The 26,476-nt window shown below is 38.7% G+C and carries 28 protein-coding genes and 1 pseudogene; 22 read left to right on the top strand and 7 right to left on the bottom strand.

What is annotated here, in order from left to right; genetic code table 11:
* The first annotated feature begins 175 nt into the window (after positions 1-175).
* On the top strand, positions 176-613 hold the full coding sequence (locus JOC74_RS03475; RefSeq protein WP_053602983.1) for an SRPBCC family protein: 438 nt from the start codon (positions 176-178) through the stop codon (positions 611-613).
* A 141-nt stretch (positions 614-754) separates the two neighbouring features.
* Here JOC74_RS03475 and JOC74_RS03470 read toward each other — a convergent pair whose 3' ends face one another.
* Positions 755-1,366 (bottom strand): flavin reductase family protein, encoded by a 612-nt coding sequence (locus tag JOC74_RS03470; RefSeq protein ID WP_376773348.1) that lies wholly within the window; start codon positions 1,364-1,366, stop codon positions 755-757.
* A gap of 188 nt (positions 1,367-1,554) precedes the next feature.
* Here JOC74_RS03470 and JOC74_RS03465 point away from each other — a divergent pair, with 188 nt between their 5' ends.
* The 6 genes from JOC74_RS03465 (at position 1,555) to JOC74_RS03440 (ending at position 8,632) form a co-directional block, all read left to right on the top strand.
* Positions 1,555-2,118, top strand: a complete 564-nt coding sequence (locus JOC74_RS03465) for a GNAT family N-acetyltransferase (RefSeq protein ID WP_053602981.1) — start codon at positions 1,555-1,557, stop codon at positions 2,116-2,118.
* Between the two features lie 132 nt (positions 2,119-2,250).
* Positions 2,251-2,562 (top strand): DUF3892 domain-containing protein, encoded by a 312-nt coding sequence (locus JOC74_RS03460; RefSeq protein ID WP_053602980.1) that lies wholly within the window; start codon positions 2,251-2,253, stop codon positions 2,560-2,562.
* A 95-nt stretch (positions 2,563-2,657) separates the two neighbouring features.
* Positions 2,658-4,175, top strand: a complete 1,518-nt coding sequence (locus JOC74_RS03455) for a bifunctional ADP-dependent NAD(P)H-hydrate dehydratase/NAD(P)H-hydrate epimerase (RefSeq protein ID WP_053602979.1) — start codon at positions 2,658-2,660, stop codon at positions 4,173-4,175.
* 374 nt (positions 4,176-4,549) lie between these two features.
* The gene (locus tag JOC74_RS03450; RefSeq protein ID WP_211086050.1) at positions 4,550-6,376 is read left to right on the top strand and encodes an assimilatory sulfite reductase (NADPH) flavoprotein subunit; all 1,827 of its coding nucleotides are present in this window, start codon (positions 4,550-4,552) and stop codon (positions 6,374-6,376) included.
* Between the two features lie 26 nt (positions 6,377-6,402).
* On the top strand, positions 6,403-8,121 hold the full coding sequence (gene cysI, locus JOC74_RS03445) for an assimilatory sulfite reductase (NADPH) hemoprotein subunit (RefSeq protein WP_053602977.1): 1,719 nt from the start codon (positions 6,403-6,405) through the stop codon (positions 8,119-8,121).
* A 118-nt stretch (positions 8,122-8,239) separates the two neighbouring features.
* Positions 8,240-8,632: a MerR family transcriptional regulator gene (locus JOC74_RS03440; protein WP_053602976.1), complete on the top strand. Its 393-nt coding sequence runs from the start codon at positions 8,240-8,242 to the stop codon at positions 8,630-8,632.
* Positions 8,633-8,733: 101 nt separating this feature from the next.
* Here JOC74_RS03440 and JOC74_RS24250 read toward each other — a convergent pair whose 3' ends face one another.
* Complete coding sequence (locus tag JOC74_RS24250; RefSeq protein ID WP_327816255.1) at positions 8,734-8,883, bottom strand: imine reductase family protein; 150 nt, start codon at positions 8,881-8,883, stop codon at positions 8,734-8,736.
* A gap of 261 nt (positions 8,884-9,144) precedes the next feature.
* Here JOC74_RS24250 and JOC74_RS03435 point away from each other — a divergent pair, with 261 nt between their 5' ends.
* A complete protein-coding gene (locus tag JOC74_RS03435; protein WP_053602975.1) occupies positions 9,145-9,330 on the top strand; it encodes a hypothetical protein in 186 nt (61 codons plus the stop codon).
* 12 nt (positions 9,331-9,342) lie between these two features.
* Here JOC74_RS03435 and JOC74_RS03430 read toward each other — a convergent pair whose 3' ends face one another.
* Positions 9,343-9,705: a winged helix-turn-helix transcriptional regulator gene (locus JOC74_RS03430; protein WP_053602974.1), complete on the bottom strand. Its 363-nt coding sequence runs from the start codon at positions 9,703-9,705 to the stop codon at positions 9,343-9,345.
* 102 nt (positions 9,706-9,807) lie between these two features.
* Between JOC74_RS03430 and JOC74_RS03425 the strand changes: the two genes are divergently transcribed.
* From JOC74_RS03425 to JOC74_RS03400, 6 genes are all read left to right on the top strand, one after another.
* A complete protein-coding gene (locus JOC74_RS03425; protein ID WP_053602973.1) occupies positions 9,808-10,467 on the top strand; it encodes an MBL fold metallo-hydrolase in 660 nt (219 codons plus the stop codon).
* Between the two features lie 11 nt (positions 10,468-10,478).
* Complete coding sequence (locus JOC74_RS03420; RefSeq protein WP_053602972.1) at positions 10,479-11,285, top strand: carbon-nitrogen family hydrolase; 807 nt, start codon at positions 10,479-10,481, stop codon at positions 11,283-11,285.
* Positions 11,286-11,532: 247 nt separating this feature from the next.
* Positions 11,533-11,892 carry an ArsR/SmtB family transcription factor gene (locus JOC74_RS03415; protein ID WP_211086049.1) on the top strand — a complete coding sequence of 120 codons (360 nt, stop codon included), beginning with the start codon at positions 11,533-11,535 and terminating at the stop codon, positions 11,890-11,892.
* Positions 11,893-12,369: an SRPBCC family protein gene (locus JOC74_RS03410; protein ID WP_082363788.1), complete on the top strand. Its 477-nt coding sequence runs from the start codon at positions 11,893-11,895 to the stop codon at positions 12,367-12,369.
* A 457-nt stretch (positions 12,370-12,826) separates the two neighbouring features.
* Complete coding sequence (locus tag JOC74_RS03405; RefSeq protein WP_211086048.1) at positions 12,827-13,531, top strand: response regulator transcription factor; 705 nt, start codon at positions 12,827-12,829, stop codon at positions 13,529-13,531.
* The gene (locus JOC74_RS03400) at positions 13,528-14,943 is read left to right on the top strand and encodes a sensor histidine kinase (protein ID WP_211086047.1); all 1,416 of its coding nucleotides are present in this window, start codon (positions 13,528-13,530) and stop codon (positions 14,941-14,943) included. The genes JOC74_RS03405 and JOC74_RS03400 overlap by 4 nt, the downstream gene beginning before the upstream one ends.
* 149 nt (positions 14,944-15,092) lie before the next feature.
* Here JOC74_RS03400 and JOC74_RS03395 read toward each other — a convergent pair whose 3' ends face one another.
* Positions 15,093-16,844: a SulP family inorganic anion transporter gene (locus JOC74_RS03395; protein WP_053602969.1), complete on the bottom strand. Its 1,752-nt coding sequence runs from the start codon at positions 16,842-16,844 to the stop codon at positions 15,093-15,095.
* Entirely contained in the window at positions 16,845-17,444 is a 600-nt protein-coding gene (locus tag JOC74_RS03390) for a beta-class carbonic anhydrase (RefSeq protein ID WP_053602968.1), read from the bottom strand.
* Positions 17,445-17,878: 434 nt separating this feature from the next.
* Here JOC74_RS03390 and JOC74_RS03385 point away from each other — a divergent pair, with 434 nt between their 5' ends.
* From JOC74_RS03385 to JOC74_RS03365, 5 genes and pseudogenes are all read left to right on the top strand, one after another.
* Positions 17,879-19,228: a methyltransferase domain-containing protein gene (locus JOC74_RS03385; protein WP_053602967.1), complete on the top strand. Its 1,350-nt coding sequence runs from the start codon at positions 17,879-17,881 to the stop codon at positions 19,226-19,228.
* Positions 19,228-21,819, top strand: coding sequence for a polynucleotide kinase-phosphatase (locus tag JOC74_RS03380; protein WP_053602966.1), 2,592 nt, complete (start codon positions 19,228-19,230; stop codon positions 21,817-21,819). Before JOC74_RS03385 ends, JOC74_RS03380 begins: the two co-directional genes overlap by 1 nt.
* Before the next feature lie 98 nt (positions 21,820-21,917).
* Positions 21,918-22,178: a carboxymuconolactone decarboxylase family protein gene (locus tag JOC74_RS03375; RefSeq protein WP_211086046.1), complete on the top strand. Its 261-nt coding sequence runs from the start codon at positions 21,918-21,920 to the stop codon at positions 22,176-22,178.
* Positions 22,179-22,471: 293 nt separating this feature from the next.
* Positions 22,472-22,582, top strand: a pseudogene (locus JOC74_RS03370) (alcohol dehydrogenase); the annotation flags it as partial.
* A 337-nt stretch (positions 22,583-22,919) separates the two neighbouring features.
* Positions 22,920-23,369: a DUF1569 domain-containing protein gene (locus JOC74_RS03365; RefSeq protein WP_053602964.1), complete on the top strand. Its 450-nt coding sequence runs from the start codon at positions 22,920-22,922 to the stop codon at positions 23,367-23,369.
* Between the two features lie 201 nt (positions 23,370-23,570).
* Here JOC74_RS03365 and JOC74_RS03360 read toward each other — a convergent pair whose 3' ends face one another.
* Positions 23,571-23,966 carry a cupin domain-containing protein gene (locus JOC74_RS03360; protein WP_053602963.1) on the bottom strand — a complete coding sequence of 132 codons (396 nt, stop codon included), beginning with the start codon at positions 23,964-23,966 and terminating at the stop codon, positions 23,571-23,573.
* A gap of 19 nt (positions 23,967-23,985) precedes the next feature.
* Complete coding sequence (locus tag JOC74_RS03355) at positions 23,986-24,306, bottom strand: carboxymuconolactone decarboxylase family protein (RefSeq protein ID WP_053602962.1); 321 nt, start codon at positions 24,304-24,306, stop codon at positions 23,986-23,988.
* 406 nt (positions 24,307-24,712) lie between these two features.
* Here JOC74_RS03355 and JOC74_RS03350 point away from each other — a divergent pair, with 406 nt between their 5' ends.
* From JOC74_RS03350 to JOC74_RS03340, 3 genes are all read left to right on the top strand, one after another.
* Complete coding sequence (locus tag JOC74_RS03350; RefSeq protein WP_053602961.1) at positions 24,713-25,189, top strand: DUF2975 domain-containing protein; 477 nt, start codon at positions 24,713-24,715, stop codon at positions 25,187-25,189.
* A gap of 10 nt (positions 25,190-25,199) precedes the next feature.
* Complete coding sequence (locus tag JOC74_RS03345) at positions 25,200-25,418, top strand: helix-turn-helix domain-containing protein (RefSeq protein ID WP_053602960.1); 219 nt, start codon at positions 25,200-25,202, stop codon at positions 25,416-25,418.
* Between the two features lie 219 nt (positions 25,419-25,637).
* Positions 25,638-26,381 (top strand): SDR family oxidoreductase, encoded by a 744-nt coding sequence (locus JOC74_RS03340; RefSeq protein WP_211086100.1) that lies wholly within the window; start codon positions 25,638-25,640, stop codon positions 26,379-26,381.
* The last annotated feature ends 95 nt before the right edge of the window (positions 26,382-26,476 follow it).

The following is a 26,476-nucleotide window of genomic DNA, read 5'->3' as shown; positions in this document are numbered from 1 at the left end:
ATAGGGTGCGGTGTCTAGGTCGTATACGTAACGCTTAATTGAGAAGGGTGGAATCGTCTTCTTGGCACTTTATTAAAAACTAATCGGTTGGCTTACGGAGACACAAAAAAATTAGAATTACAGTTATAACTATTAATATTCCCTATTTGCTAATACAATCGGAGGGTCATTTGCAGTGGTAGATGTGATGACGGAAATTAAGATTCGCTGCTCACTTAACACGGTTTCAGAGTATGCAGCAAATCCTGATAATGCTCCTAAATGGTATATAAATATCCATTCAGCGGAATGGCAAACACAAAAACCGTTGACGATTGGTTCACGTATTGCATTCAAAGCAAATTTCTTAGGAAGAGAACTTGCCTATGTGTACGAAATTACTGAATTTTCACCAGGTCAAATACTTATCATGAAAACTGCTAACGGACCATTTCCGATGGAGACTACTTACACATGGGAAGCAATTGACGAGGATGTAACACGAATGACTTTACGGAATAAAGGGAATCCGACGGGTTTTTCAAAGCTCTTTGCTCCGTTTATGTCGTGGATGATGAAAAAAGCAAATAAAAATGATTTGAAAAAAATAAAAAACATACTTGAAGAAGCTTAAAAGAATGACAAGCTACTCGGCATGATCAAGCAAGTGAAGATGATGTAGTGGAAATTCAAGATCGGTCGTATGAACCTTATATCAATCATACGACCAATGTTCTTTCATGCTCTAAAAAACCGGACTCTTACATAATATAATTTATAGTTCAGATCGAAAGGTTTTACCAAGCTGATTACCGAGCCCGAAATAATGGCGAAAATTATAAATGAGCGGACTCCATTTATTTGGGTCAATATGATTGTCTCCTATAATAATTTCCTTATGAGCATGTACATGAACAGCTTGTGTCTCAACAATTGCAAAATCAGGTGTATGATCAGGAATTCGAATGTTTTTCACTATTGCTTCGATTTGTAAAGGACACTCCTTGATTCTGGTTGGTTTTACTTCTTTAGACTCAACAGGAGTTAAATGACTAATAGCATACTTATCCTTTTCATATGTAAATCCGTTCTTTTTTTTATAAACAGGAACTGGATTTTTTCCTGTATAAGGGGCTAATTGTTCAACATTCTCCCATAATGAAGGATTCGGGACATTAATTACACATTCGGAATTTCTTTCTAAGTTTTCAATCGCTTTCCCGCCAAGTCCGATTCCTAATACAATACAATCCCCTAATGCCCATGATGATGACATGGGGCTGATATTTACCGAACCATCCTCATTCATTGTATTTAGTAAAATCACTGGAGTTCCGTAATATAGAATTTTGGGTTTAATTATTTCTGTGCTTGAATTCTGATCTATTTTATTCAACTTTTTTCTCCTTTCATTTATTAGTTCTATCTTATTTTAGAATATTAATATTTCAATTTTCATCGAAGTATGGGTTGCATGAAGAGTTTTCACTAGAAAAATATGATGATCAAAACAGAATCTGGTAATATAACATTTAGAAGGCAGCCTTCTGCTAATTATATAAAGGAGCAATGTGGATGAACCCTATACTTATTGAATTTCCTGACGAGTTTGAAACGGAACGTTTATTGATAAGAATGCCGAAACCAGGAGACGGAAAAGCCGTATTTGATGCGATCCAGGCCTCGATTAAGGAGTTAAAACCATGGATGCCGTTTGCTCAGGAAGGATCGAGCGAACAAGAAGTCGAGGCTAATATTCGTAATGCTCATGTTCAGTTTTTAAAACGGGAAGACTTGAGACTTCTTGCTTTTCATAAGGATACGGGACAGCTTGTATGTTCTTCGGGTCTTCATCATATTCAATGGGATATACCAAAATTTGAAATCGGATATTGGATCGATAGCCGTTTTAGCGGCAATGGGTATGTAACAGAAGCAGCAGAAGGGATTACAAAATTTGCTTTTCAAGAGCTTCGTGCCAAACGAGTGGAGATAAGGTGTGATGCGAAGAACAAAAAGAGCAGGGCTGTTGCCGAACGATTGAACTATCAACTAGAAGGAATTCTCAGGAATCATGATCTCTCAGTTGACGGGAAAGCGCTAAGAGACACGTGTGTATATGCAAAAATTAAATCATAAATTTTACAAATGAATATGTACCACAAGTTAATTTACATAATATTTTTATGAGAAACAAGTACCTTTTATATGAAATAAGATAAGATGCATAAAAATTGGGTCCTCGGGAGATACAAATAATGAGGTGATCATATGGACCGATTTGAGCAAGCTTATGAGCAGTACCGGAATCAAGCAAATGAAAATGAAATGACCGAGAAATATGAAAGTACAAGCAATCCAAATCTAGAAAAAATAGTTGCTGTTCGCAAAAACGATGATGGTGATTTGATAGCATTTCAAACAGAGTCCGGGCGTGAATTGGATTATATAGAAGCACTATCTGAAGCAAAAGCCGGTAAATTGGCGCATGTCGATGTTTTTCACAAATATGGCCGGGATATTTTGCGCAGTGAGCCTGATGGAATTAGTGAAAACAATTTAGATTCGCTGCCAGAATTTTAAGATGCCAGCAAAAAAACAGTTTATTCTGACGGATGAACTGTTTTTTTATTGTAAAATTATATATACGAAAGAGGACGAGTAGAGGAGGTTATTTTATGCGAATTGTTTCTGCCGATGAAATGTATTGCATTGATTCGTATACCACCAATCAGATTGGTATTAGCGGGGAAACGTTAATGGAAAATGCCGGGCAGTCTATTGCGAGACTTATTATGGAGAGAACCGACCCAAATCAAAAAATTGTTATTCTTGCAGGGGCTGGAAACAACGGTGGCGACGGATTTGTGATTGCCAGAATATTAAAAAGCTTCGACTTTCAAGTAGATCTTTGGATCGTTCCTCCGCCTGAAAAAATAAAAGGGGCAGCTAAACACGCCTTAGAGGTATATAAAAATTCAGGTTACGAAGCTCGATATTTCTTAAAAAACGAAGAACATTTTTTCAACTTGTTATCGACTTACGACGTAATAATCGATTGTTTACTGGGGATAGGCGTAAAAGGGGAGCTGCGTTCTCCTTACAAAGAAATCATAGACAAGATCAATACCTGCAAATCAGCAGAAATTTTTTCGATAGACGTTCCAAGCGGTATTCCTGCGGACGGCGGCGATGTGGACCGAGCCGTTAGAGCTGATCTAACGATTACGATTCATTTGCCGAAAAGCGGGACTTTCATATATCCCTGTGCTTCCTACTATGGAGAAACAATCGTTGCTGATATCGGCATTCCACCGATAGCAGCCAAACATTGTTCACACAATAGGATGATCTGGACAGAAAAGCTTGTAAAAAAACACCTTCCATCCAGATCTCCAAATTCACATAAAGGGTCCAACGGGAAGGGGATGGTCATTGGCGGATCCCGAATGACTGGAGCAATCATGTTAGCGGCCAAAGCTGCATTAAGATGTGGAGCAGGACTCATCACGGCTGCCATACCTGAAGAAATTCACCCCATTGCAGCCGCCCATTTTTTAGAAGCAGTGTATCTTCCAAGTCCATCAGAGGATGGTTATTTTAAAGGTAATTTATCAGTTGAGTATGAAAATCTGGATGCGGTTGCAGTAGGACCCGGAATCGGTCGAACAAAAGGCGGGAAACTAATTGTAGAAGAAGTCATTACTAAGGAATTACCGGTTGTTATAGATGCTGATGCCCTATATCATTTGAAGGACATGCTGCCTCTTTTAAAAAATCGAAAACACCCGACCATCTTAACACCTCATCCAGGGGAAATGGCGCGTTTAATCGATAAGTCTATAAAAGAGGTTGAACAAGATCGATTTTCAATATCAAGACTGTTTGCCCAAGAGTATGGGATTTATTTGGTTTTAAAAGGGCCTTTTACCATTGTAACGACTCCAGGTGGCGAACAATTTGTCAACACTACCGGAAATTCGGCCCTTGCAAAAGGAGGTACCGGAGATGCTTTAAGCGGCATGATTCTTGCGTTTATCATGCAGCAAACTCACGTTCAGTCCGCAATAAGCAATGCTGTATTTGTCCATGGTAAGTCTGCTGATGTACTAATTGAACAAGAACACACACATTTCGATGTTTTGTCCACAGATCTCATTGAGAATATCCCCCGTACGCTGAAATTGCTGACTTAAAAACAATTTGAATCTATCAGGAGAGTTTCTAAAGAAAATTTTTAAAACATACTCAAGCTATATGGTATTATCATCACCATTTTTGTATGAACAAAATATTTTCATAATATGAAAGAAGCTGAGTCAGCTTTTATGTTAATATTAAACCGAATCAACCAATGACTCAAAAACGTTTTTGTTTACTTTTATATAAAATAAAAGATTTTTAAAATAAGTTGTTATTAAGCGCTTTCTTATCATTAATACCATCAAAACATACTTGACTCATTGGAATAGTGAAGCTACGATTAAAAATAGCTGAAAAGTGAAAGGACCAGCAATCATATTTAAAATGATGTACGATAAGTTTATATTCCTTTGTGAGGTGGAAATTGTTGCAACTTCAGGTAATGAACAGTCCGTTTAATCAGGAGCAGGCAGAGCTCCTAAATCGTCTTCTGCCGACCTTGACAGAATCACAAAAAGTTTGGCTGAGCGGTTATTTGGCTGCATCTCAGTCTGCATCCGTTCCGGGAACAGCAGAAAGACCGGCACCAGCTACAGAACCACTTGCTGAAAGTACTGTGCAAACAATATCGAAAGAAGTGACCGTTCTTTACGGATCACAAACGGGAAATGCTCAAGGATTAGCAGAGAATACCGGCAAGAAACTTGAGGATCGCGGATTTCAAGTAACTGTGTCGTCCATGAGCGATTTTAAACCGAATAATTTAAAGAAAATCCAGAACCTGCTTATTGTCGCGAGTACACATGGAGAGGGCGATCCTCCGGATAACGCGCTGTCATTTCATGAATTTCTTCATGGTAGAAGGGCGCCAAAGCTGGACGACCTTCGTTTTTCTGTTTTGTCGCTTGGAGACAGCTCGTATGAGTTTTTCTGCCAGACAGGGAAGGAATTCGATCAGCGGCTGGAAGATCTCGGAGGTACACGGCTTTATCCGCGCGTTGATTGTGACCTTGACTATGATGATCCGGCAGCAGAATGGCTTGACGGCGTCATTGGCGGCTTAAGTGAATCGGAGGGTGCAACTGCTGCACCTGCTCCGGCAGCGGCTCCTCAAGCAGGTGATTCCGAATATAACAGAACAAATCCTTTTAAAGCGGAAGTGTTAGAAAATTTAAATTTAAATGGTCGCGGCTCGAATAAAGAAACGCGCCACCTAGAGCTATCGCTTGAAGGGTCCGGTCTCACATTTGAACCGGGTGACAGCCTCGGTGTTTATCCGGAAAACGATCCGGCTCTAGTCGATTTGCTTCTGGAGGAAACGAAATGGGATCCGGAAGAAATTGTAACCATTAATAAACAGGGAGACGTCCGTCCGCTTAAAGAAGCGCTTATCTCCCATTTTGAAATTACCGTTTTAACGAAACCGCTTCTTGAGCAGGCAGCAAAATTATCTGCAAATGAGAAATTAAAAGAGCTTTTATCTCCAGGAAATGAAGATCAAGTAAAAGCATATACTGAAGGGCGCGATTTACTTGATTTAATCCGTGACTTTGGTCCGTGGGGTGTTCCTGCGCAAGAGTTTATCGCTATTCTCCGAAAAATGCCAGCCCGCCTTTATTCGATTGCGAGCAGCTTAGCGGCCAATCCGGATGAAGTGCATTTAACGATCGGTGCAGTACGATACGAAACACACGGCCGTGAGAGAAATGGGGTTTGCTCCATTTTATGTGCGGAGCGACTGCAGCCTGGAGACACGCTTCCGGTTTACATCCAGCATAATCAAAACTTTAAATTGCCAAACAATCCGGATACGCCGATCATCATGGTTGGACCTGGAACAGGCATTGCTCCGTTCCGCGCATTTATGCAGGAGCGTGAGGAAATGGGAGCAGAAGGAAAATCATGGCTGTTTTTCGGAGACCAGCATTTCGTGACGGATTTCCTTTACCAGACCGAATGGCAAAAATGGCTGAAAGACGGTGTGGTTACTAAAATGGATGTCGCGTTTTCACGTGACACTGAAGAAAAAGTATATGTGCAGAACCGCATGCTTGAACACAGCAAAGAATTGTTCGAATGGCTTCAAGAAGGAGCTGCTGTTTATATTTGCGGTGATGAGAAAAACATGGCACATGACGTCCACAATACGTTACTTGCGATTATCGAAAAAGAAGGTGGCATGAGCCCTGAAAAAGCTGCAGATTATCTTGCCGATTTGCAACAGAATAAACGTTATCAGCGTGATGTATATTGATTTCGGATTGAAAGGAGTTTAACAACATGGCGAACAAAATTTTAAAAGCACCGGACGGCTCTCCGAGCGATGTGGAACGCATAAAAGAAGAAAGCGACTATTTACGGGGGACGCTGAAAGAATCTATGCTCGATCGGATCAGTGCCGGAATTTCTGATGACGACAACCGTCTCATGAAACATCACGGCAGCTACTTGCAGGATGACCGGGATCTCCGCAATGAGCGGCAAAAGCAAAAGCTTGAACCAGCTTATCAATTCATGCTTCGCGTCCGTACACCGGGCGGAGTAGCGACACCTGAGCAATGGCTTGTCATGGACGAGCTTGCCCAAAAATTCGGCAACGGCACATTAAAGCTGACAACACGACAGGCGTTTCAAATGCACGGTATTTTAAAATGGAATATGAAAAAAACGATTCAGGAAATTCATGCGTCTCTTTTAGATACGATTGCGGCATGCGGCGACGTGAACCGGAACGTCATGTGCAACCCGAATCCATATCAGTCTGAGGTCCATTCCGAAGTATTTGAAGCATCAAAGCTATTGAGTGATCAATTATTGCCGCGTACGAGAGCGTATCATGAAATATGGCTGGATGAAGAAAAAGTAGCCGGTACGCCGGACGTGGAAGAAGTCGAACCAATGTACGGACCGCTGTATTTGCCGCGGAAGTTTAAAATCGGCATCGCCGTTCCGCCTTCCAACGATATTGATGTTTATTCGCAGGATTTAGGATTCATCGCAATCGTTGAAGATGGCAAACTTATCGGATTTAACGTGGCGATCGGTGGCGGTATGGGTATGACTCACGGTGACAAAGCGACATATCCGCAGCTCGCCAAGGTTATTGGCTTCTGTAAGCCGGAGCAAGTTTATGATGTGTCAGAAAAAGTCATTACGATTCAGCGAGACTATGGTAATCGTTCCGTTCGTAAAAATGCCCGGTTCAAGTACACCGTTGACCGTCTTGGTCTGGAAACGGTCAAGGAAGAACTGGAAAGCCGCCTCGGCTGGAGCCTTGAAGAAGCGAAACCGTATCATTTCGATCATAACGGTGATCGTTATGGCTGGGTGAAAGGGATGAAAGGTAGATGGCATTTTACGCTGTTTGTCGAAGGTGGCCGCATCACAGATCTTGATGACTACAAGCTCATGACCGGCTTGCGTGAAATCGCCAAAATTCATTCCGGTGATTTCCGTCTGACAGCTAATCAAAACTTGGTCATTGCCGATGTATCAAGCAAGAAAAAGAAAAAGATTAATGAATTGATCGAACAATATGGTTTAACAGAAGGCAAGCAATATTCTGCACTCCGCCGCAGCTCACTGGCGTGTGTTTCGCTTCCGACATGCGGATTGGCAATGGCGGAAGCAGAACGCTACTTGCCGGCTCTGCTTGATAAGATTGATGCCATTGTAGATGAAAGCGGACTTCGGAACGAAGAAATTACGATCCGCATGACAGGCTGTCCGAACGGATGTGCTCGACATGCGCTCGGAGAAATCGGCTTTATCGGCAAAGCGCCCGGCAAATACAACATGTATCTTGGCGCAGCCTTTGACGGCAGCCGACTAAGCAAAATGTACCGGGAAAACATCGGAGAAGAAGAAATATTAAATGAATTGGGCGAGCTTCTTCCTCGTTACGCAAAAGAACGAGAGGAAGGCGAACACTTCGGTGACTTTGTCATCCGCGCAGGTGTTGTAACAGAAACGACAGACGGCACGAATTTTCATGATTGATTAAGGTTTGAAAGGCAGGAGTATTCCTGTCTTTTTTTTATTAAGAGCATTTTGTTGACTTTGACATAATGTTATCCCTTAATATTGGATTTGTAATCCAAAAAAGGAGGACACTTTTGTGAAAATAAGTCAACTTTCTAAAATAACCGGTGCCAGCACCCGCTCCATTAGGCATTATGAGAAGAAAAAATTAATTACAGCAGCTAGGCTTGAAAATGGCTATCGGGAGTTCGATGAATCTGCCATTAAACGAATTCGAATCATCCAACTCTATTTAGGTTTAGGTCTAACAACTGAGCAAATCGAAGAAATATTGGAATGCGAGGACAACGGTCCTGAGGAATATGAATTTTGCGAAGAAATGCTGGAGATTTATCAAGAGAAGCTAGATCAATACAACAGACAAATTTATGCATTGAAAGTAGTAACGAATCGCCTAGAAAAACAAATCACAAAAATGACGGATAAACGAAGATCGATAAAGAGTTCACCTGCAGGAACAATGATATAACAAAAGATCCCAGTCTTATATAAGTACTGGGACCTCTCCATTTTTATATTAAGAAGGCGAGGAAAAAACATATTCCTCTTGATGTTTTAGAGATCACTTCTCTAAGACTGTTTTCTCAACAATTCAGTCAGGCGCGAAAAGTTATCGTTTCCATAGCCTTCATTAATTGCCCGCTTTGCAACGGCCATAACAGCACTCAAAACGCTAACATCAATGCCATGCTGCTCGGCGGTATGGATGATGTGTTCTATATGGTTGCCTCCTTAAATTTCATGTTGTTTTTTTAAAAGTAATTCAAACCAAATTCTAAACTATGACACTAATGTAAGGTCAACATGAACACTTCGTTTTCGATAATAAGGGGTAGGGCCACATGCCCATCAATGGCAAGACCGTTCGTAGCATGTTTCCTTATCCAATATTGAAGTCGATCATTATCAGCAATTGTATCCTTTCAGAGCCGTATGCAGAGAAGAAACGCATGTTAGGGTAGGTGATGGACGGGATTCACTATGGACATCCTCATTACGAGCCATATCTTAACAAAAGCCGGTACAGCTCTAGAACGTGCTGGATTAATGCGTGGACACACAAAAGTTAATGGAGGATTCGTCATGTATTTATATTGCGTGATTTTATTCTTTATTTTGCGCAAAAAAAGGGGCTCAATGAAAGTCAATCAAGATGACTTTCATTGAGCCCCACCTTTTTTAATTCTTCTTTTGCTTACTCATATAAGCATTGCCCCATGTCTCTATGGATTTAAGTATTGGGACAAAGTCTTCTCCAAGAGCTGTTAAATAATATAAAACTTTCTTAGGATTATCGTTTGTTTCTTCTCTTTCAATGATACCATCATTCTCGAGGTCTCTAAGTTGTAGTGTAAGAATGCGTTGGGTAATACCTGGTATTTCACGGCGCATTGCATTGTAATACATTGGTGATTGTGACAATAAAAATAAAATGATACCTTTCCATTTACCACCAATAATATGCATCGTTAATTCAATTGGACAAGCGTGCTTCACAGTTAATGTACAAGTACCATATTGACCGCTTTTAAAGTCTGACATATTCTCACCTCAATAGGTAGTAACAAAATTGTGCCTTCTTTTTATACCTTTTTTTTCTTATTAAACTTATGATATCAAATAAATGAAAAGAAGGTGTATGAATTGGAATTTGTTCAAATCTCTGAACATGTTTATAGACTCACTTTTGAAACCGTTGTTGGCATTCCTGTCAAAATCAATACTTGGTACGTGGTGGATGGTGAGGATGTTTATATCATAGATACCGGAATGGAAGACTATGCACGTATGCAGTTGAAGGCAGCAAAATCTTTAGGTGTTCCCAAAAGTATCTTACTGACACATGGTCATCTGGATCACATTAATGGAGCCAAGTATTTACGAGATGAATTAAACATTCCTATTTACTCGCACGAAATCGAAATTCCGTTTATCAATGGTGAAAAGCCTTATCCAAACAAATTAGAAAAGGAAACAACAGGTGTCGAAAATCAAGTTGAAGGTTTAAGTGACAATATCATTAAAACGTTACCCCTAGACATATATTTAACACCCGGTCATGCTCCGGGACATGTAATATACCATCATAAAGGTGACAATGTGTTGCTAACTGGAGACTTATTCATTTCTCATGCTGAAGCCTTACACCCACCGATTCAAAAGTTCACAGTTGATATGGATGAAAATATTAATAGCGGGAGAGTTATAGATGAAATTAAACCTTCTATTATATCTTCATCACATGGCGAAGATGTTAAATACAACGATGAGTTATATGCTATTTATAAATTTAAATATGAATAGGAGGTAGTAAAATGAAAATACAATTATTTCAAATTGAGATTATAGAAGGAGAAGTTGAGCAAAACGAAAGACGTATTAAAGCCTTATTTGAAGAAAAGCTCGAAGCAGATACTGAGATTGTTGTGATACCTGAAATGTGGAATAACGGTTATGAGTTACAACATTTAGCAGAAAAAGCAGATATCGATTTAACAAGATCTCTTCCTTTTATCCAAAGTTTAGCAACCAAACATCACGTGGGTATTATTGCAGGTTCAGTTTCAAATAAACGGGATGACAACATTTATAATACAGCCTTTGCGGTATCAAAAACGGGGGAGCTACTCTATCAAAAAGATAAAATACATCTCGTACCGATGTTAAATGAACATCAATATTTAACAGGTGGAGATGAAGTTCCAGAAGTCTTTGAAATTAACGATATCAAAGCGAGTCAAATTATATGTTACGACTTACGTTTTCCAGAAATTACACGATACCCAACGTCTCAAGGCGCAAAAATCATATTCTATGTTGCACAGTGGACTACGAAAAACGTGAACCATTGGAGAACACTATTGAAAGCAAGAGCCATAGAAAATTGCGTCTATGTCATTGCATGTAACAGCGTGGGCGACGTGAATAATGAAAATCATGTCGGCAACACATACGCGGGACATTCAATTGTCATCGATCCAAACGGAAACATTGTAGAAGAGGCGGGCAACCAAGAAGCAATCATAACAGCAGAAATTGATATACAGAAAGTTGCAGAGCAACAACAAAACATCCCAATATTCGAAAACCTGAGACCGGATGTTTATAAGTATGCAGAGTAGAACTGTGTATAAATAGAGTAGGATAACCATTCTTAAGGCTACCCCCTCATCAAACCGTGTGGCATCATTCCAGGCTCTTTGAATTTTCAGAACGCGGGAAGGAGTAATATATTCCTTTCCGCATTCTTTTGCCCTTTGTACCTTTCCTTGTACTTTTTCCTGTTCCGCGCCTTTGTGTACCTAATATAATTCCCCAAAATAAGAGAAAATGAAAAAGTCATAATAACATCGTTTGAAAGGCAACTATTTGGTTGCATATAATATTCACAAAAGAAGGGAGGAGGGACGGATAGATAATATTTTTAAGGCGCTTGCCGACCCGAGTCGCAGACAATTGCTTGACCAGCTGTACAAGAATAACGGGCAATCATTAAAAGAGTTATGTCAGGGCCTTGATATGTCCCGGCAAGCAGTAACAAAGCATCTCGCTATGTTGGAAGAGGCAAATCTTGTTGTCGTCATCCGGCACGGGCGAGAAAAGCTTCATTACCTTAATGCCGCACCCATAAGCGAGATTTATCAACGATGGATCAGCAAATATGAACAACATCGTATAGAACGTCTGAGTGAATTGAAAAAAAGTCTTGAGGAGGATAGGGAGGGATAAATGACGAAACCAAAATTTGTTTATGTGACGTATATCGCAACCACACCAGAGAAACTTTGGGAAGCCCTGACTGATGGTGGTTTTACCCAAAAATACTTTTTCGGCACTCGCGTCGAATCTGAATGGAAGGAAGGGGCGGACGTTAATTACTATCGAAATGGAAAAATTAGTGACTATGGCAAGGTGTTAACGTGTGAACATCCACGCCTGCTTTCCTTTACTTGGACATATGTGGGAGATGACACACCTCGTGAAAGTCCCACAAGAGTTACTTTTGAGCTTCAGCCTTTGGAGTCGAGCGTAAAGTTAACACTCAAGCACGAAAATCTATTGGAGACGGATTTTGTGGACGATAACGATACATTTGAGGGATATAATAACGGATGGCCGGCTGTTCTAAGCAACTTAAAGATTAAAGAGCTTTCTCGAAACAGGAAAGACTTTGCCGCCAATAAAGGTTTGAAGCAGTTGGAATGAATATTTTCATTGGGCAGATAATTTTGAGCACAGTGAGCAAATATAAATTGAAATTATTTGCCCATTTCGGTCTTCGACTATATCAATCGAAGACCATTTTTCATCTGCCGCAATTTACTTTCAAATACTGCGCTTTTGAATGAGACAACTGTTTTTCGCTTAAGACATGAACATATGCTAGAAAGAGAGTCTTATCTTCTACAAATTATAAAGATATTTGGGTCATGGAATTTAACCATTTATTGTCGATTCAAAAACTTTTGTGTCTGAATGTTTGGAATAATGGTAATTCTGTCACTTGATTTGATATTATATTTTCGTAAAAATTGATAAAAGGATAAGATGAAACAGTACTATTTCAACAGCAATTGCCCGTGAAAAAGATAAGCTTTATCCATAGCTTTTTCATATAATCTTCAGTAATCAAGGAATTTTTAGCCGTTAAAGGAGAGAGTAAATGAAGAAGAAAGTTTTAATTGTTGATGACGAATGGAATATGAGGAACTTACTCAAAATTTATTTAGTTAAAGATTATGATATAGTGGAAGCGAGAGGCGGACAGGAAGCAATTCATATAATGAAAACATCCACTTTAGATTTAATCGTCCTCGATATAATGATGCCCGTCATTGATGGCTGGGAAGTTTGTAAACAAATCAGAAATGTTCAATCTACGCCAATTCTGATGTTAACGGCCAGGTCCGAATTGAAGGAAAAAGTATATGGTTTGGAAATTGGCGCAGATGATTATTTAATCAAGCCTTTTGAACCAGAGGAGCTTATCGCCCGAGTTAATGCCCTAATAAGAAGATCGGGATTAAATAAAGAAAAAGATGACAGGGAAATTTTGATCTATAGTAATGGTTACCTTCAAATTGATCAAGAAACTTATACAGTTGTACTAGGAGGAGAGAGGTTGGATTTAACTCCCAAAGAATATGAATTACTGTATACACTTGCAGCTAATCCAAAAAGAGTATTTTCTCGAGAAGTACTCCTGGATATATTATGGGGATTTAATAATTCCAGTGATACCAGAACGATTGACACTCATATAAAAAACATCCGTGTAAAAATTAGAGATAAAGGATTTGACTATAATCCAATCCAAACGGTTTGGGGGATAGGTTATAAATTTCAAGACGCGGATGAAGTGGTATGAATATCAAAGGCATTACATTTAAGTACGGCGCAACAATCATGATTTTATTTTTGGCTGTTCTTCTCCCTTTAATTTATACACTTGATCATCTTTTTATCGCGTTTTATGTGAATCAAAAGCAAGAAGAGATCGATCACTTTGCGACTAAATATGCGAACAAAATATTTGATATAGAAGATGAAAAAACATATCGTACGTTTGAAATGTCTTTAGAAATCATAAACGCAGACCTTTTTGTTTTTAATAGGGATGGAAAAATACTAAAGGGTACAGAGGTATTAGGATTTAAAGAAGGCACTCAGGTCATGAATGATATCTTTCATCCGATTTCAAATAAACACGGAGTTGGGATGAAATATTCGGAGGAAAAAGGCGAACAAAGTTATTTACTGTCAGGTAAGCCAATTATTATTGGGAATAATGTAAATGGGGGACTTGTCGTTGTCTCAAGTATGGATGAAGTAAATGCTTCCATAAAGCAAGTTCGAATTTGGCTATTTGTATCCGTTATTGGAGCTTTAATTGTAGCAATTGGCTTTACATTCTTTATATCCAGAAAACTTTCTTACCCGCTATTGCAGATGGAGCGTGCCACTCGTGAGTTAGCGAAGGGAAAACTAAGAACAAAGCTAAGTTTCCAAACAAAAGATGAAGTAGGAAGCTTGTCAACAGCGATCATGGATTTAGAAAGAGAACTTGAGGATTATAGAACCAATCGAAGAGAATTCTTTGCAAACATATCTCATGAATTACGAACACCAATATCATACATTAAAGGTTATTCTATGGTGTTAAGGGACGAGCTGTACAAAAACGAGAAAGAAAAAAACCAATATTTAACGATCATCCATGATGAATCAACGCGTCTAACAGATCTTATTAACGATTTATTTGAACTTGCAAAAATGGAAGAAGGAAAACTGGATTTAAACTATGCAAGGACAGACATATCAGATATCATTAATAGCTCTGTTAGGAAAATTAATTTAAAAGCAAAGGAAAAAGGGATCCGAATTACTTTAAACACCCCATCTGATCATACGTTGTTGTATACAGATGGAAGGAGATTGGAACAAATCTTCATCAATTTACTTGAAAATGCTATCCAATACAGTGAGCCGCATTCGAATATTGATGTCAGTACAAAGGTACAAAAACGTGACATTCAGGTCTTAATAAAAGACTCAGGAATCGGTATACCGAAGGAAGATTTACCATATATTTTTGAACGCTTTTATCGGGTCGAAAAATCAAGATCCAGAACTACAGGAGGCACAGGATTAGGACTGTCTATCGTAAAAAACTTGGTTGAATTATTAGGAGGACGAATTGAAATAACTAGTTCCGTGGGTTCTGGTACCACATTTAAAATATACTTTCCAACCAGCAAAGAAGTAAGTGAAAAGGAATGAAAAAAGTCCGTCGTTTGTATTGGTTATCTTATACTGCCAACCCGGACCATCTCTATTATTTTGTGTTAATAAATTAACAAAAAAGTGAAGACCTCATAATTGAAAAGAGGTCTTCACTTTGAATTAAGCTCTCAAGGAGATAAAAGCGGTTAGGTTGCAGAAGCAGGTCGTGAATTTGCGGTTCCTCTTGACTTTACTGGCTCGCGAGACAATTTTGAACATTCACTAAAAGCAAACTGCTTACAGCCTATACACTTATTGGTCTCTAACTGTCCCAGAGCGGAATAGAGTGCTTCACCGGTATGCTCAAAAAAATATTTTTGTCCTATTACTTTATGCAACCCTGCTTTCCAAAATAATTCTTTAGGCTGCTGTTGGAGACCTGAAATCATCACTTGTTGTTTTTGATCCTTAAATTGTTTGACTACTTTGGTCAGGAGAGCTTCTCCCGAAGTATCAATAAATGTAACTTGACTCATTCGTAGTAGCAGTACTCTCGGTTTTGCACGAAGAATTTCTTCTAGTTCTTCTTCAAACTTTTCTGTGGAACCAAAGAACAGCGGGCCTTCTAATGTATAAATATTAATTTGCGGACAGTTAGAACCTTGCTGCACGATTTCCGGTTTCACTAGTTTGTCTGCTGGATCCGGCAAAACCTTTGACACTTTCAACGTACCGCTCATTTTCTTAACAAAAGCAAGAAGTGCTAAAGCGATGCCTCCCACAACACCTGTTGTTAAGTCGACAAACACAGTTAACAGGAAAGCAGCGATTAATACGAACGAATCCATCGTTTTTGTTTTTAAGATATGGGCGAACTCTTTTCGCTCGCTCATGTTCCATGCGACAAACATAAGAATGGGCGCCATACTGGCTAACGGAATCGCCGAGGCGTACGGAGCTAGCACAACTAACACAAGTAATACAACAATCCCATGGATTACACCGGATAGAGGTGAAAAAGCACCATTTTTAATATTCGTTGCTGTTCGTGCGATGGCGCCAGTAGCAGGGATTCCTCCAAATAAAGGTGCGACGATATTGGCCATTCCTTGTGCCATCAGTTCTTTATTGCTGTTATGCTTGCTGTTGGTCATACCGTCTGCCACTAAAGCCGATAATAAGGATTCAATTCCTCCAAGCATGGCAATAACGAAAGCTGCGGGAAGTAGTTCGATCACTAAACTTATAGTTATTTGCGGGAATTCAAAGTTCGGTAATTCATTCGGAATTGCTCCATAAGTCGAGCCTATAGTTGCGACTTGATTCGGAAAAAAGAAAGCTGCAACTAATGTTGATACAATCAATCCCAACAGTGCTCCAGGAATTTTCGGCATGAATTTTGGTGCCAAAATCACAATAAACAAACTGATCACAGCTACGAGAACACTGGAGGTGTTAATTGTATTTAGATTCACGAGAATTTCCCTCATATTTAAATGAAATAATTCTTCTCTCTCTAAGTTACTCAGTCCTAAGAAATTAGCTATCTGGCCGGAAAAGATAATCACAGCAATTCCAGCAGTAAATCCTATTACTACAGGACGAGGGATAAATTTTATAAATCTCCCCAATTTGAACAGACCTAAAAGAAAAATCATGATTCCTGCCATGAAGCCGGCGATCAACAATTTTTCATATCCAAATTGCATCACCACTCCAACTAAGACCGGGACAAATGCTCCGGTTGGACCTGCAATTTGATATTTAGATCCGCCAAAAAGTGATACCAAAATACCGGCAATAATCGTGGTATAAAGTCCATATTCCGGCCTTACCCCTGATGCGATGGCAAAGGCCATCGCTAAAGGAATCGCCACAATTCCAACGATCAAACCGGCAACCGCATCATTTTGAAATCGACCTAAATTATATCCATTAAACCTGTTGGAGGTAATCATTTATGAACAACCCCGCTTTCCAGACTCGGGTAGGTTAGTGCTGTTATATCCATCAATCACCAGATCCAATTTTCCTGTTTCAGGATGAATAATCATCCCATGAACTGGTATATGATTCGGACTTAAAGGATGATTTTTAATTAAACGGACACTATTAGAAACACTTTCCTCTACACATGGAAAACCTGTCAGCCACTTGTCCAAATCAATCCCGGCATTTGTAAGAGTATCGATTAGATTCTCGTCTGTTCCATTTTGTTTTGCTTTTTCAAGAATAGAGGATGACTGCAGGCCTATCATTCCGCAGCCGTGATGACCGATCACACATACTTCCTCCGCCTTCAATTCATAAATAGCGACGAGAATGCTCCGCATTATACTGCCAAATGGGTGAGAAATAACAGCACCGGCGTTTTTAATAATTTTCGCATCCCCATTTCGTAGTCCCATTGCTTTTGGCAGCAATTCCAGTAAACGAGTATCCATGCAGGTGAGGATGACTATTTTTTTATCTGGATACTTTGTTGTTTGAAACTCTTGATACCTGCTTTGCTCAACAAAAGCCTTGTTATGATCGAGAATTTTTGAAATTGAAGACATAGATTGCTCCTCCTTTTAAAAGAATTGTTATATTGCTATACAAGCTTAAAAGAAAGTTATGAAGATTTAATGGAGAATTTGTAGGTCGTTTGTTTCGTCTTTTATAACTTACTAAAGATCTGATTTTTTTATATGCTTTTGTCGGAGATGAAACAAAAGAACTTTAATTTGAGGAAGGCTTTAAGGTTAAAAATACTATAAATCTTGTATACATAAGTCCTGTGATTTTATTGTTTATAAGATAATTAATTTTTAGTGAATGACTTGATTCTTGATGGGCAAAAGTTCGGTCAACTCTTAGATCTTATTGGAATCTTTTGATTCTGTAATATAGTTGAGCAGATTGAATACTTAATTATGGCTATTTATGAGTCTAAATTATTGATATAATAACCTAACATTTAAAGGATTTTTTGTATCGAAGAGGTGTATTTATGCAATTGACTATTAAGGCTTCAGGTGAGAACGTGAAATTTATTTCTCATCTTTTAGCTAAAAATCCAAACAATATATATGAAAGAAATCATAAAGGCCATTTGGTTAGGCTTTTTTATAGCAAGTTTACTGAAACAGCGGTTGAAGTGACCATCTTTGTTACTCCGGATCCTATTGAACTGATGAGAAACAACGCAAATGCATACGACATTACTCACTACATAAATGACCGGGAATTTGCTGTAAGCAGCATCTTCATCTCTTTTATTAGAAAAGCGCTCGGTACTGCTTTAAATGGGCAGCCGAAGGAGGAATACATTAAGTGGGTCGATCATCCTTTTGCCTTCCAATTCAGTTTTGGGCCCGTTTCATCGAGCCTTTCTGATCAACACATAATGGATCTCTTTCAGCCATTAGGGTTTGAAGTTGAAATTACCAGAGCAGATACAGATTATTATTTCGATTTCAAATCTAAAAGCACGGCAAGATTTATCTCCTTAAAAGGATATACCACTTTACAAACGGGACTAAGACAGCTTTTCGTGCTGATTCCTGTATTGGATAACTATAAGCATTACTTTATTGATGAAAAAGAAATTGAAAAGCTAGAGAGGTACGGGCAAGTGTGGCTTGAGGATCACCCGGAAAAAGGGTTTATTTTACGGCAGTTTCTTCGGTTTAAAGAAATATACAGCGTCATAGATAACAAAACTGAAATGAGAAAGAAAAATGATGAAGCGAGAACCAGGCTTAACGACTTACGGTATGAAAAAATCATTGAAAAGATTAATAGCATGTCTCATAAACAAAGAATAGTTGACTTTGGTTCAGGAGAAGGTAAACTCTCATATCGTTTAGGGTTCGTTAATGGGGTTCAAGAAGTTTTAGCAGTTGAGCCGTCTGAAACCACATCATTAAGAGCAGTGGAACGGTTTAAAAAAGCAGAAAATACAGACGGATTTGTCTCTCCTGAACCAGTTTGGGGTTCCCTTTTTTATTACGACGAAAGACTAAAGAGCAAGGATATCATGATTTTATGTGAGGTCATTGAGCATATTGATGAGGAGCGGCTGCCAAAAGTGATGGATACTATTCTTCAAGAATACCAGCCGAAGGCATTAATCATTACGACTCCGAATAAAGAATACAACGCTGTGTACAAAATGGAAACCCACTTTCGCCATAATGACCATCGGTTTGAATGGACAAGAGGTGAATTCCGTAAATGGTGCACAAACAGGAATCAAGATGAAAAATATGAACTTTCGTTTGATGGAATTGGTGAAGAGCACATTCTATATGGTTCTCCTACCCAAATGTGTGTGTTTGTGAGAAAGGAGGGGGAATAGTGAAAGTCGTACTGCCTTATGCGGGGATTGTGCTGCTGGTTGGACCTTCCAACAGCGGAAAATCGACGCTTTTAAAAAAGTTAATTGACGAAGAAAAGATCGTTCCTTCAGAAGTTGTGAGTTCTGATCAATTTCGTGTTTTGGTAAGTGACATAGAGTTTATCGATTGGCGGAACCACCCTAAAGATGAAGCAAACAGCCTGTCTGATGAATATGGAAGAATTTCTACAGAAGCTTTTGCGATGATGGATTCTATGATTGAAAGCAGATGCAGATTGAATAAATTAACCTTTGTTGATGCAACCCATCTGCACTCAGATGACCGAAAGAGATACATAGATTTAGCGAGAAAAAACCATGTCCCCATTATTTCAATTGTATTGGACATCCCGCAAAATATTTTGCTTGAAAGGGACGAGCAAAGAGACAATCCAAGAGGGAAGAGACGTATAAAACAACAGCACCAAATTTTCAAGAGAGAAAAACGTTTCTTGAAAAAAGAGGGTTACACAGCCGTTTATTTTTTAGATGAATCGAAGGACATTGAACTCATCCGTCGTACGAATCCAATAGAATTGGAAGTCCAGAATGGAATTGACATTATTGGCGACATACACGGCTGTTATGAAGAAATGATCTTGCTTCTAGAAAAGCTTGGTTATAAAAAGAATCAAGAAGAGCTATATGTCCATCCGGAAGGCAGAAAGTTCATTTCGATTGGTGACGTTATGAGCAGGGGACCGGAGTCGCTTAAAACAATGTTATTCTTTCTGCGCCATGTGAACGAAGGACTTGCTTACATGATTGACAGCAATCACGGGTGGAAAATAGCCAGATGGTTGGATGGTAGAAAGGTTACGTTAAACCATGGTGATGAAAAAGTGGAGCAAGAGCTTCAGCTATTTGAAGAGGAGCAGGGAGCGGAACAAACTGAAAAAACGAAAGAAGCTTTAAAGGAATTCTTGAAGAATGCACCTTCTCACTATGTGTTCGCCAATAATGGAATTCAAACTTTAGTCTGTGCTCACGCAGGAATAAAAGATGAATTTATTGGAAAACAATCCCGCGATATTAGTGATTTTTGCCGCTATGGAGATACAGACGGATTTGACAGCAAAGGGAAGCCAATCAGAAAAGACTGGTTTATTCATCATAAAACAAGTCCGCTTATCATTTGGGGCCATGACCCTAAGCCAAGACCTACAATGATAAATCGTACAATGAACATTGATCAGGGTGTTGTGTTTGGTGGAATGTTAACTGCTTTTCGTTATCCTGAAGCTGAAATCGTATCTGTAAAAGCAAAGAAAGACTATTCAGGAGCATCAGACAATCCATTGAAAGAATGGGAGAAAAATCGCTTAAACCCGCCAAATATCGGTAGGTTTATCAATGGGTATTCAATTTTAACCGAGGAGTTTGGGGATGTGCAGGTCCATCAGAATAACGTTAAACCAGCAATCGATACCATCTCTCATGTTACAGTGCCGATTGAGCAATTGATCTATATTCCGCCAACAATGAGTCCGACTCCTAAACCGTCTTCAGTCGATAGCTATCTTGAACATCCGAAAGAGGCAGTCGATTATTATCGCAGCAATGGCGTGAACACGATGATCGTTGAGAAGAAGCATATGGGCAGCAGAGGGATATTGTTTTTGTTTAAAGACAAGGAAGCGGCAAAGAAGCACGTCGGGACCGAAACTCTAGGAGTCATCTATACTAGGACAGGTCGTCGTTTTTTTGAAAGGGACATGGAAGAAAAAGTAGTCTTGAAGATCAATAAAGCTTTAAGTGCAAATGGTTATTTTGAAAAACACGATACCGAATATGTCCTGTTGGACGCAGAAATAATGCCGTGGAATTTGAAGGCAAAAGAACTGATCAGCAATCAATACGCACACGTCTCGGAGAATGCGATTTTGGATCGTGCTATACTGCAAAAAATGTTGGCTGCAGCTGCCGAGGGTAATCCAGACTTAAATGAATGGCTTGCAGAATATGAGCAAAAATTAACGAACGCAAATACTTTTAAAGAAGCTTTTCAAAAGTATTGCTGGGATGTAGAAGATGTAGGCCAAATTCAAATTGCGCCATTCCACGTGCTCGCCCATAGTAATCAAACATTCTTCGATCACTCTCATACGTGGCATATGGAGAAGAATCGAGAATTTGCCAGCTATTCAAACCTGTTTGTGGAAACGGAATACATGGCGATCAATGACGAAGCGAGTGAAGCAAAAGCCATTAAATGGTGGGAGGAAATAACAAGCGAGGGCCATGAAGGCATAGTGATTAAGCCTGAATCATTCATCGCAAGAAATAAAGGAAAGCTTCTCCAGCCGGCAATTAAGGTGAGGGGCCGCAAATACCTGAATATTATTTACGGAATGGATTATTTGCTGCCTGCAAATCTGGAAAGATTAAAACAAAGAAACACCGGCAAAAAACAAAAACTTGCCTTAAAAGAGTTTACGTTGGGGCTGGAAGGAATTAATCGTTTTGTAAATGGAGAATCGATCGAAAGGGTTCATGAGTGCGTTCTTGGAACGTTAGCAATGGAGTCTGATCCTGTGGATCCGAGATTGTAATAGAGAGAATGAAGCTGCTGCAGTCATTGCAGCAGTTTTTTATTTGTTAAATTTATTAGCCTTTTTCTACAGATATGCCAAGATGGATTAATAGCGTTTTGCACAGAGAAGCAAGCCCATTGCCTACCAATAAAAGCAGCATCGAACTTGGAACGGAAATTCAGACAAGACTGGCAGGGAGACCGGTTACGGGAGAGGTTTATGAATTCGCTCCAGTCATTGATCAGTTTTTGAAAGGGCACCTGTTCGGAGACATCTTCGGACGCGACAACCTGGATTTCCAGAGCAGGGAGATCGCAACTATTGCGGCCCTGGCCAATATGGATGGCATTTTAACATCGGGTTTAATACCGGGTTGACCGAGGATCAGATGCGCGGCCTGATATCAGTTCTGGGAGAAGAAGTTGGCAAGAAAGAATCCAAAAATGCCGATGAAGTATTAGACAAGGTTTTAAGCACGAGGGAAACATAAAGCTCTATGCTGAAATGGCATAATTAACGATTGCTTTATTATCTCAGAACAAAGAGGAACAGGAACACACAGCATCAGAAGAGGGAAGAGCAGGAATCCTCCCTAATCAAAACCACGAACTATTTATTACAATCTCAACTTTCGCAGCTTAAATTAAGCAGATAGACTTGAAATCACTAGGCAACCAGTGATCCTGCTACATTCAATGATTTGTCTGGTCGTTTTGACCTCATTTTAAACACAGTGTCTGCAAATCTTGATGTTGATGCATATTTATCCTTGCTTCGCATAGTGTAGCTTTGAAATAAAGTTGAACTGTTTATAAAAAAGTCGCACCGTTTTGAAAAAAGTTTAACCGTTTATAAAAAAGATGAACCGGAATTTCCTATCTCTATAAAGAAGGGATTTCGGTTTTTCTTGTGGATTAAGAACTTATTAAGTGATAATAAAGTTATTTAATTAAAGGGCCATATTCTTGAATAAGGATTTTTGTAAACTACCAACTATGGATTAAAATTAAAGATGAATCCATAATTTTGAGGTCTTATTTGCAGGTGATCGAAGTCCCAATATGGAATATATGAGCAAATAAAGAGCAAGTCATATTTTATAAAGGGGATTTGCACTAATGAAAAATATATTTAATCATTTGCATACAGAGGAAATTTTAAATCGTATCGATAAATTAACCCCAAATTCTCAACCACAATGGGGAAAAATGGACGTTGCCCAAATGCTAGCTCATTGCTCATCGTTCCAAGACATAGCAATGGGAAATGCTGTTCATCCGAGAGGTTGGTTAGGAATATTAATAGGGAAATTTGTAAAACCAATTTTTTATAATGACAAGCCATTAGCCCGCAATATGTCCACAATTCCGGCCATTTTGATTGTAGAAGAAAAAAAATTTGAAACAGAAAGAGAAAACCTGAAACAAAAAATTATAACATTCCAAAATAATGGGCCTGAAAAGTGCACAACTTATCCACATTCATTCTTCGGCAAACTTACTTCCGAGCAATGGGGGAAAGGAATTTACAAACACCTTGACCATCATTTAAAACAGTTTGGAGTTTAGTTACTTATAGAAAAACCAAAAGTTTAAGAGTTTCAGAGTTTCACAATTCTAAAGGTGCTTTTTACGAAATGACCGCATAGAATCTTTCAGGAAAGTTTTTCATAGAAAAACCTAGAATAAAACACTGAGTATTAAATTTTGTACTTCTAATATCATATAAAAGGAATAACGCATCGAATCAATTGACTCGATGCGTTAGCTTTATAATTTATTAAACCATTCATCATCAACAGGTTCTAACCAATCCGTTTCTCCCGGCGTAATTGCTAGGTGCACAAACCAACTATCTTTTGTCGCACCATGCCAATGTTTTACATGTGGCGGAATATTCACAACATCTCCTGTTTTGAGTAATTGAGCTGGTTTACCTTCTTCTTGATACCAACCCTCACCACCTGTAACTAACAAAACTTGTCCAATTTTATGAGAGTGCCAGTTATTCCGAGCTCCTGGAGCAAAGGTTACATTCCCAATTGGTGCATGGAGTGGCGTCGCATCGGTAAACACCATTTGTAAGTATGCATCACCGATAAAGTTTGCTTCAACTTTTTCTCCCAATGGAAAAATTGTGCTTTTGCTTAATTCTTCGTTTGCCATATTTAATCCCTACTTTCTTTTAATCTTTATATATTTTTTTTGCGATGTTAAATGCTGACCAAGCTTTGGGCCACCCTGCATAGAACGAGAGATGAGTAATGATTTCAGCAATTTCATCTTTCGTTAATCCGTTTGCCTTCGCTTTTTGAAGATGTGGAATCAATTGTTCAAAGTTTCCACCAGCAATTAACGCAGAAACTGTAATCATGCTGCGATCGCGAGGAGATAACTCTTTCTCTCTTGCCCAAACTTCACCGAATAAGACATCATCGTTAAGTTCAGCGAATTTTGGCGCGAATTCTCCTAACAAGTCTCGTCCCGCTGTTTGTTTTTCTGCCATTTTTAGTCACTCCCTTATTCCATTTTTTATCCGTTACATGATGAAGTATAGTCCTTAAAGCAAACTTTAAGTCGAGAAATAACAGTGTTGCTTTGAAATAAAGATTGATAATTTATAACAAAGTCTGATCGATTATAAAAATGGTTGATCAAAATTAAGTAGTGAAAATGCAGGATAATGCTTTTCTTGTTAAGTTAACGGGGCTGGTTAGTTGAACAATTTATAAATTGAATAGTTTTAAGTTTTATAGAGCATTTCTTTGTAATGAGGAATGATTTTTATCTTTGTCTAAAAGCAATGTTTGTGAGTAGAGATAAAAATATCATTATAATTAATAAAAATTTATTGTAAAACGATAAATAACGTGTTAAATTCAAATTGACAATAAATAAGTGAGGTGCTTTTTATGAAACATGGTTCAACACTCTTTTTAAAGATAGCTGTTTTTCTTATTGGAACTCCAGTTCTTGCTTTGTGTATATATGGATTGCCTTGGTTAGCTAATAATCCAGTAAATCCAGATTATGCCCATATACTATATCCCATTTTAATAGGTATGTATGTATCAGCGATACCGTATTACATTGCATTGTATAAGGCTTTTAGACTTTTAAGTTATATTGACAAGAACAAAGCTTTCTCACAAATTTCTGTTAAAGCTTTAAATAATATAAAATACTGTGCAATCACAATCAGTACCTTGTATGTGGTAATGATGCCATTCGTTTATCTCGTAGCAGAGAAAGACGATGCCCCAGGTCTCATAATAATGGGAATGGTCCCTATCTTTGCTTCAATGATAATCGCAGTATTCGCTGCTGTTCTTCAAAGACTTTTACAAGAAGCGATTGATATAAAATCGGAAAATGACTTAATAGTCTGAGGTGAAAACAATGGCAATTATAATCAATATTGATGTGATGCTGGCTAAAAGGAAAATGAGCGTAACAGAACTCTCGGAGAGGGTTGGAATAACAATGGCTAACCTTTCTATATTGAAAAATGGAAAGGCAAAAGCAATTAGGCTCTCAACTTTAGAGGCAATTTGCAAAGCATTAGAATGCCAACCTGGAGACATCTTAGAATACAAAATTGACGAAGACTCTCAATAATAGACAACAAATTACTTCACCTAACGCGGGCTAATGTTCAACAAAAAGTATCTTAAAATGATCAAACTTTTTTAGAAAAATCACATCTTTATAATGACTAAAAGAACTCATTTTGATCATCTTTGTTCAAAACGAGTTCTTTTACTTTGTATTAACATCAACGTTTTTAATCTGAAAAAAGTTCTACAGCTTAAGAATGTTTCCCTTGACTTAAATATCATGGCAAATATTGAAGGAAAAGTTGTCATTATTATGGGTGCATCAAGTGGGATTGGTGAAGCAACTACCAAGAAACTTGCACAAGAAGGAGCGAAATTAATGATTGCTGCTCGTCGCGAAGATCGCTTGCAGGCTCTTGTTGAATCATTACCAAATAATGAAATTTCATATGCTGTTGCAGATGTATCGAAAAAAGAGGAAGTTCAAGCAGTTGTAGATTTGGCAGTCGAAAAATATGGTCGTGTAGATGTACTCTACAACAATGCTGGAGTCATGCCAACTGCGCCGCTTTCAGAAACACACTTTGATGAATGGCGCCAAATGTTAGACATCAACATCATGGGTGTTTTGAATGGGATTGCTGCGGTTTTACCTATCATGAAAAAACAACAATCCGGTCATATTATTTCGACTGACTCAATTGCAGGTCATGTCGTCTATCCTGGTTCTGCTGTATACTTTGGAACAAAATTTGCTGTCCGTGCAATCATGGAAGGGTTACGCCAAGAAGAGCGTGAAAACAATCTTCGCAGCACTATCATCTCTCCAGGGGCAGTGGATACTGAATTATATCTCACTTCACAAGATCTTGAAGTGCAAGAATGGTTGAAGAACAATCAACGTTCAGAAGGTTTCGGGTTAAAGTCCAGTGACATTGCAGATGCGGTAGCGTATGTAATTAGCACACCTGAAACTGTTGCGGTAAGTGATATACTGATTCGTCCAACAAAACAAAGTATCTAATCATTCTTAGTTCTACTTATAGTTATCTAGAAAAGGGCCAAATAGAATTCTCTCATCAATAATGTCACATGATGGAGAACTCTATTTGGTTTTTA

It is taken from the genome of Bacillus capparidis, assembly GCF_017832095.1.
Lineage (GTDB): Bacteria > Bacillota > Bacilli > Bacillales > Bacillaceae > Bacillus > Bacillus gobiensis.
Note: the sequence above shows the minus strand (reverse complement) of the source record. Positions and strands in the feature narration are given on the sequence as shown.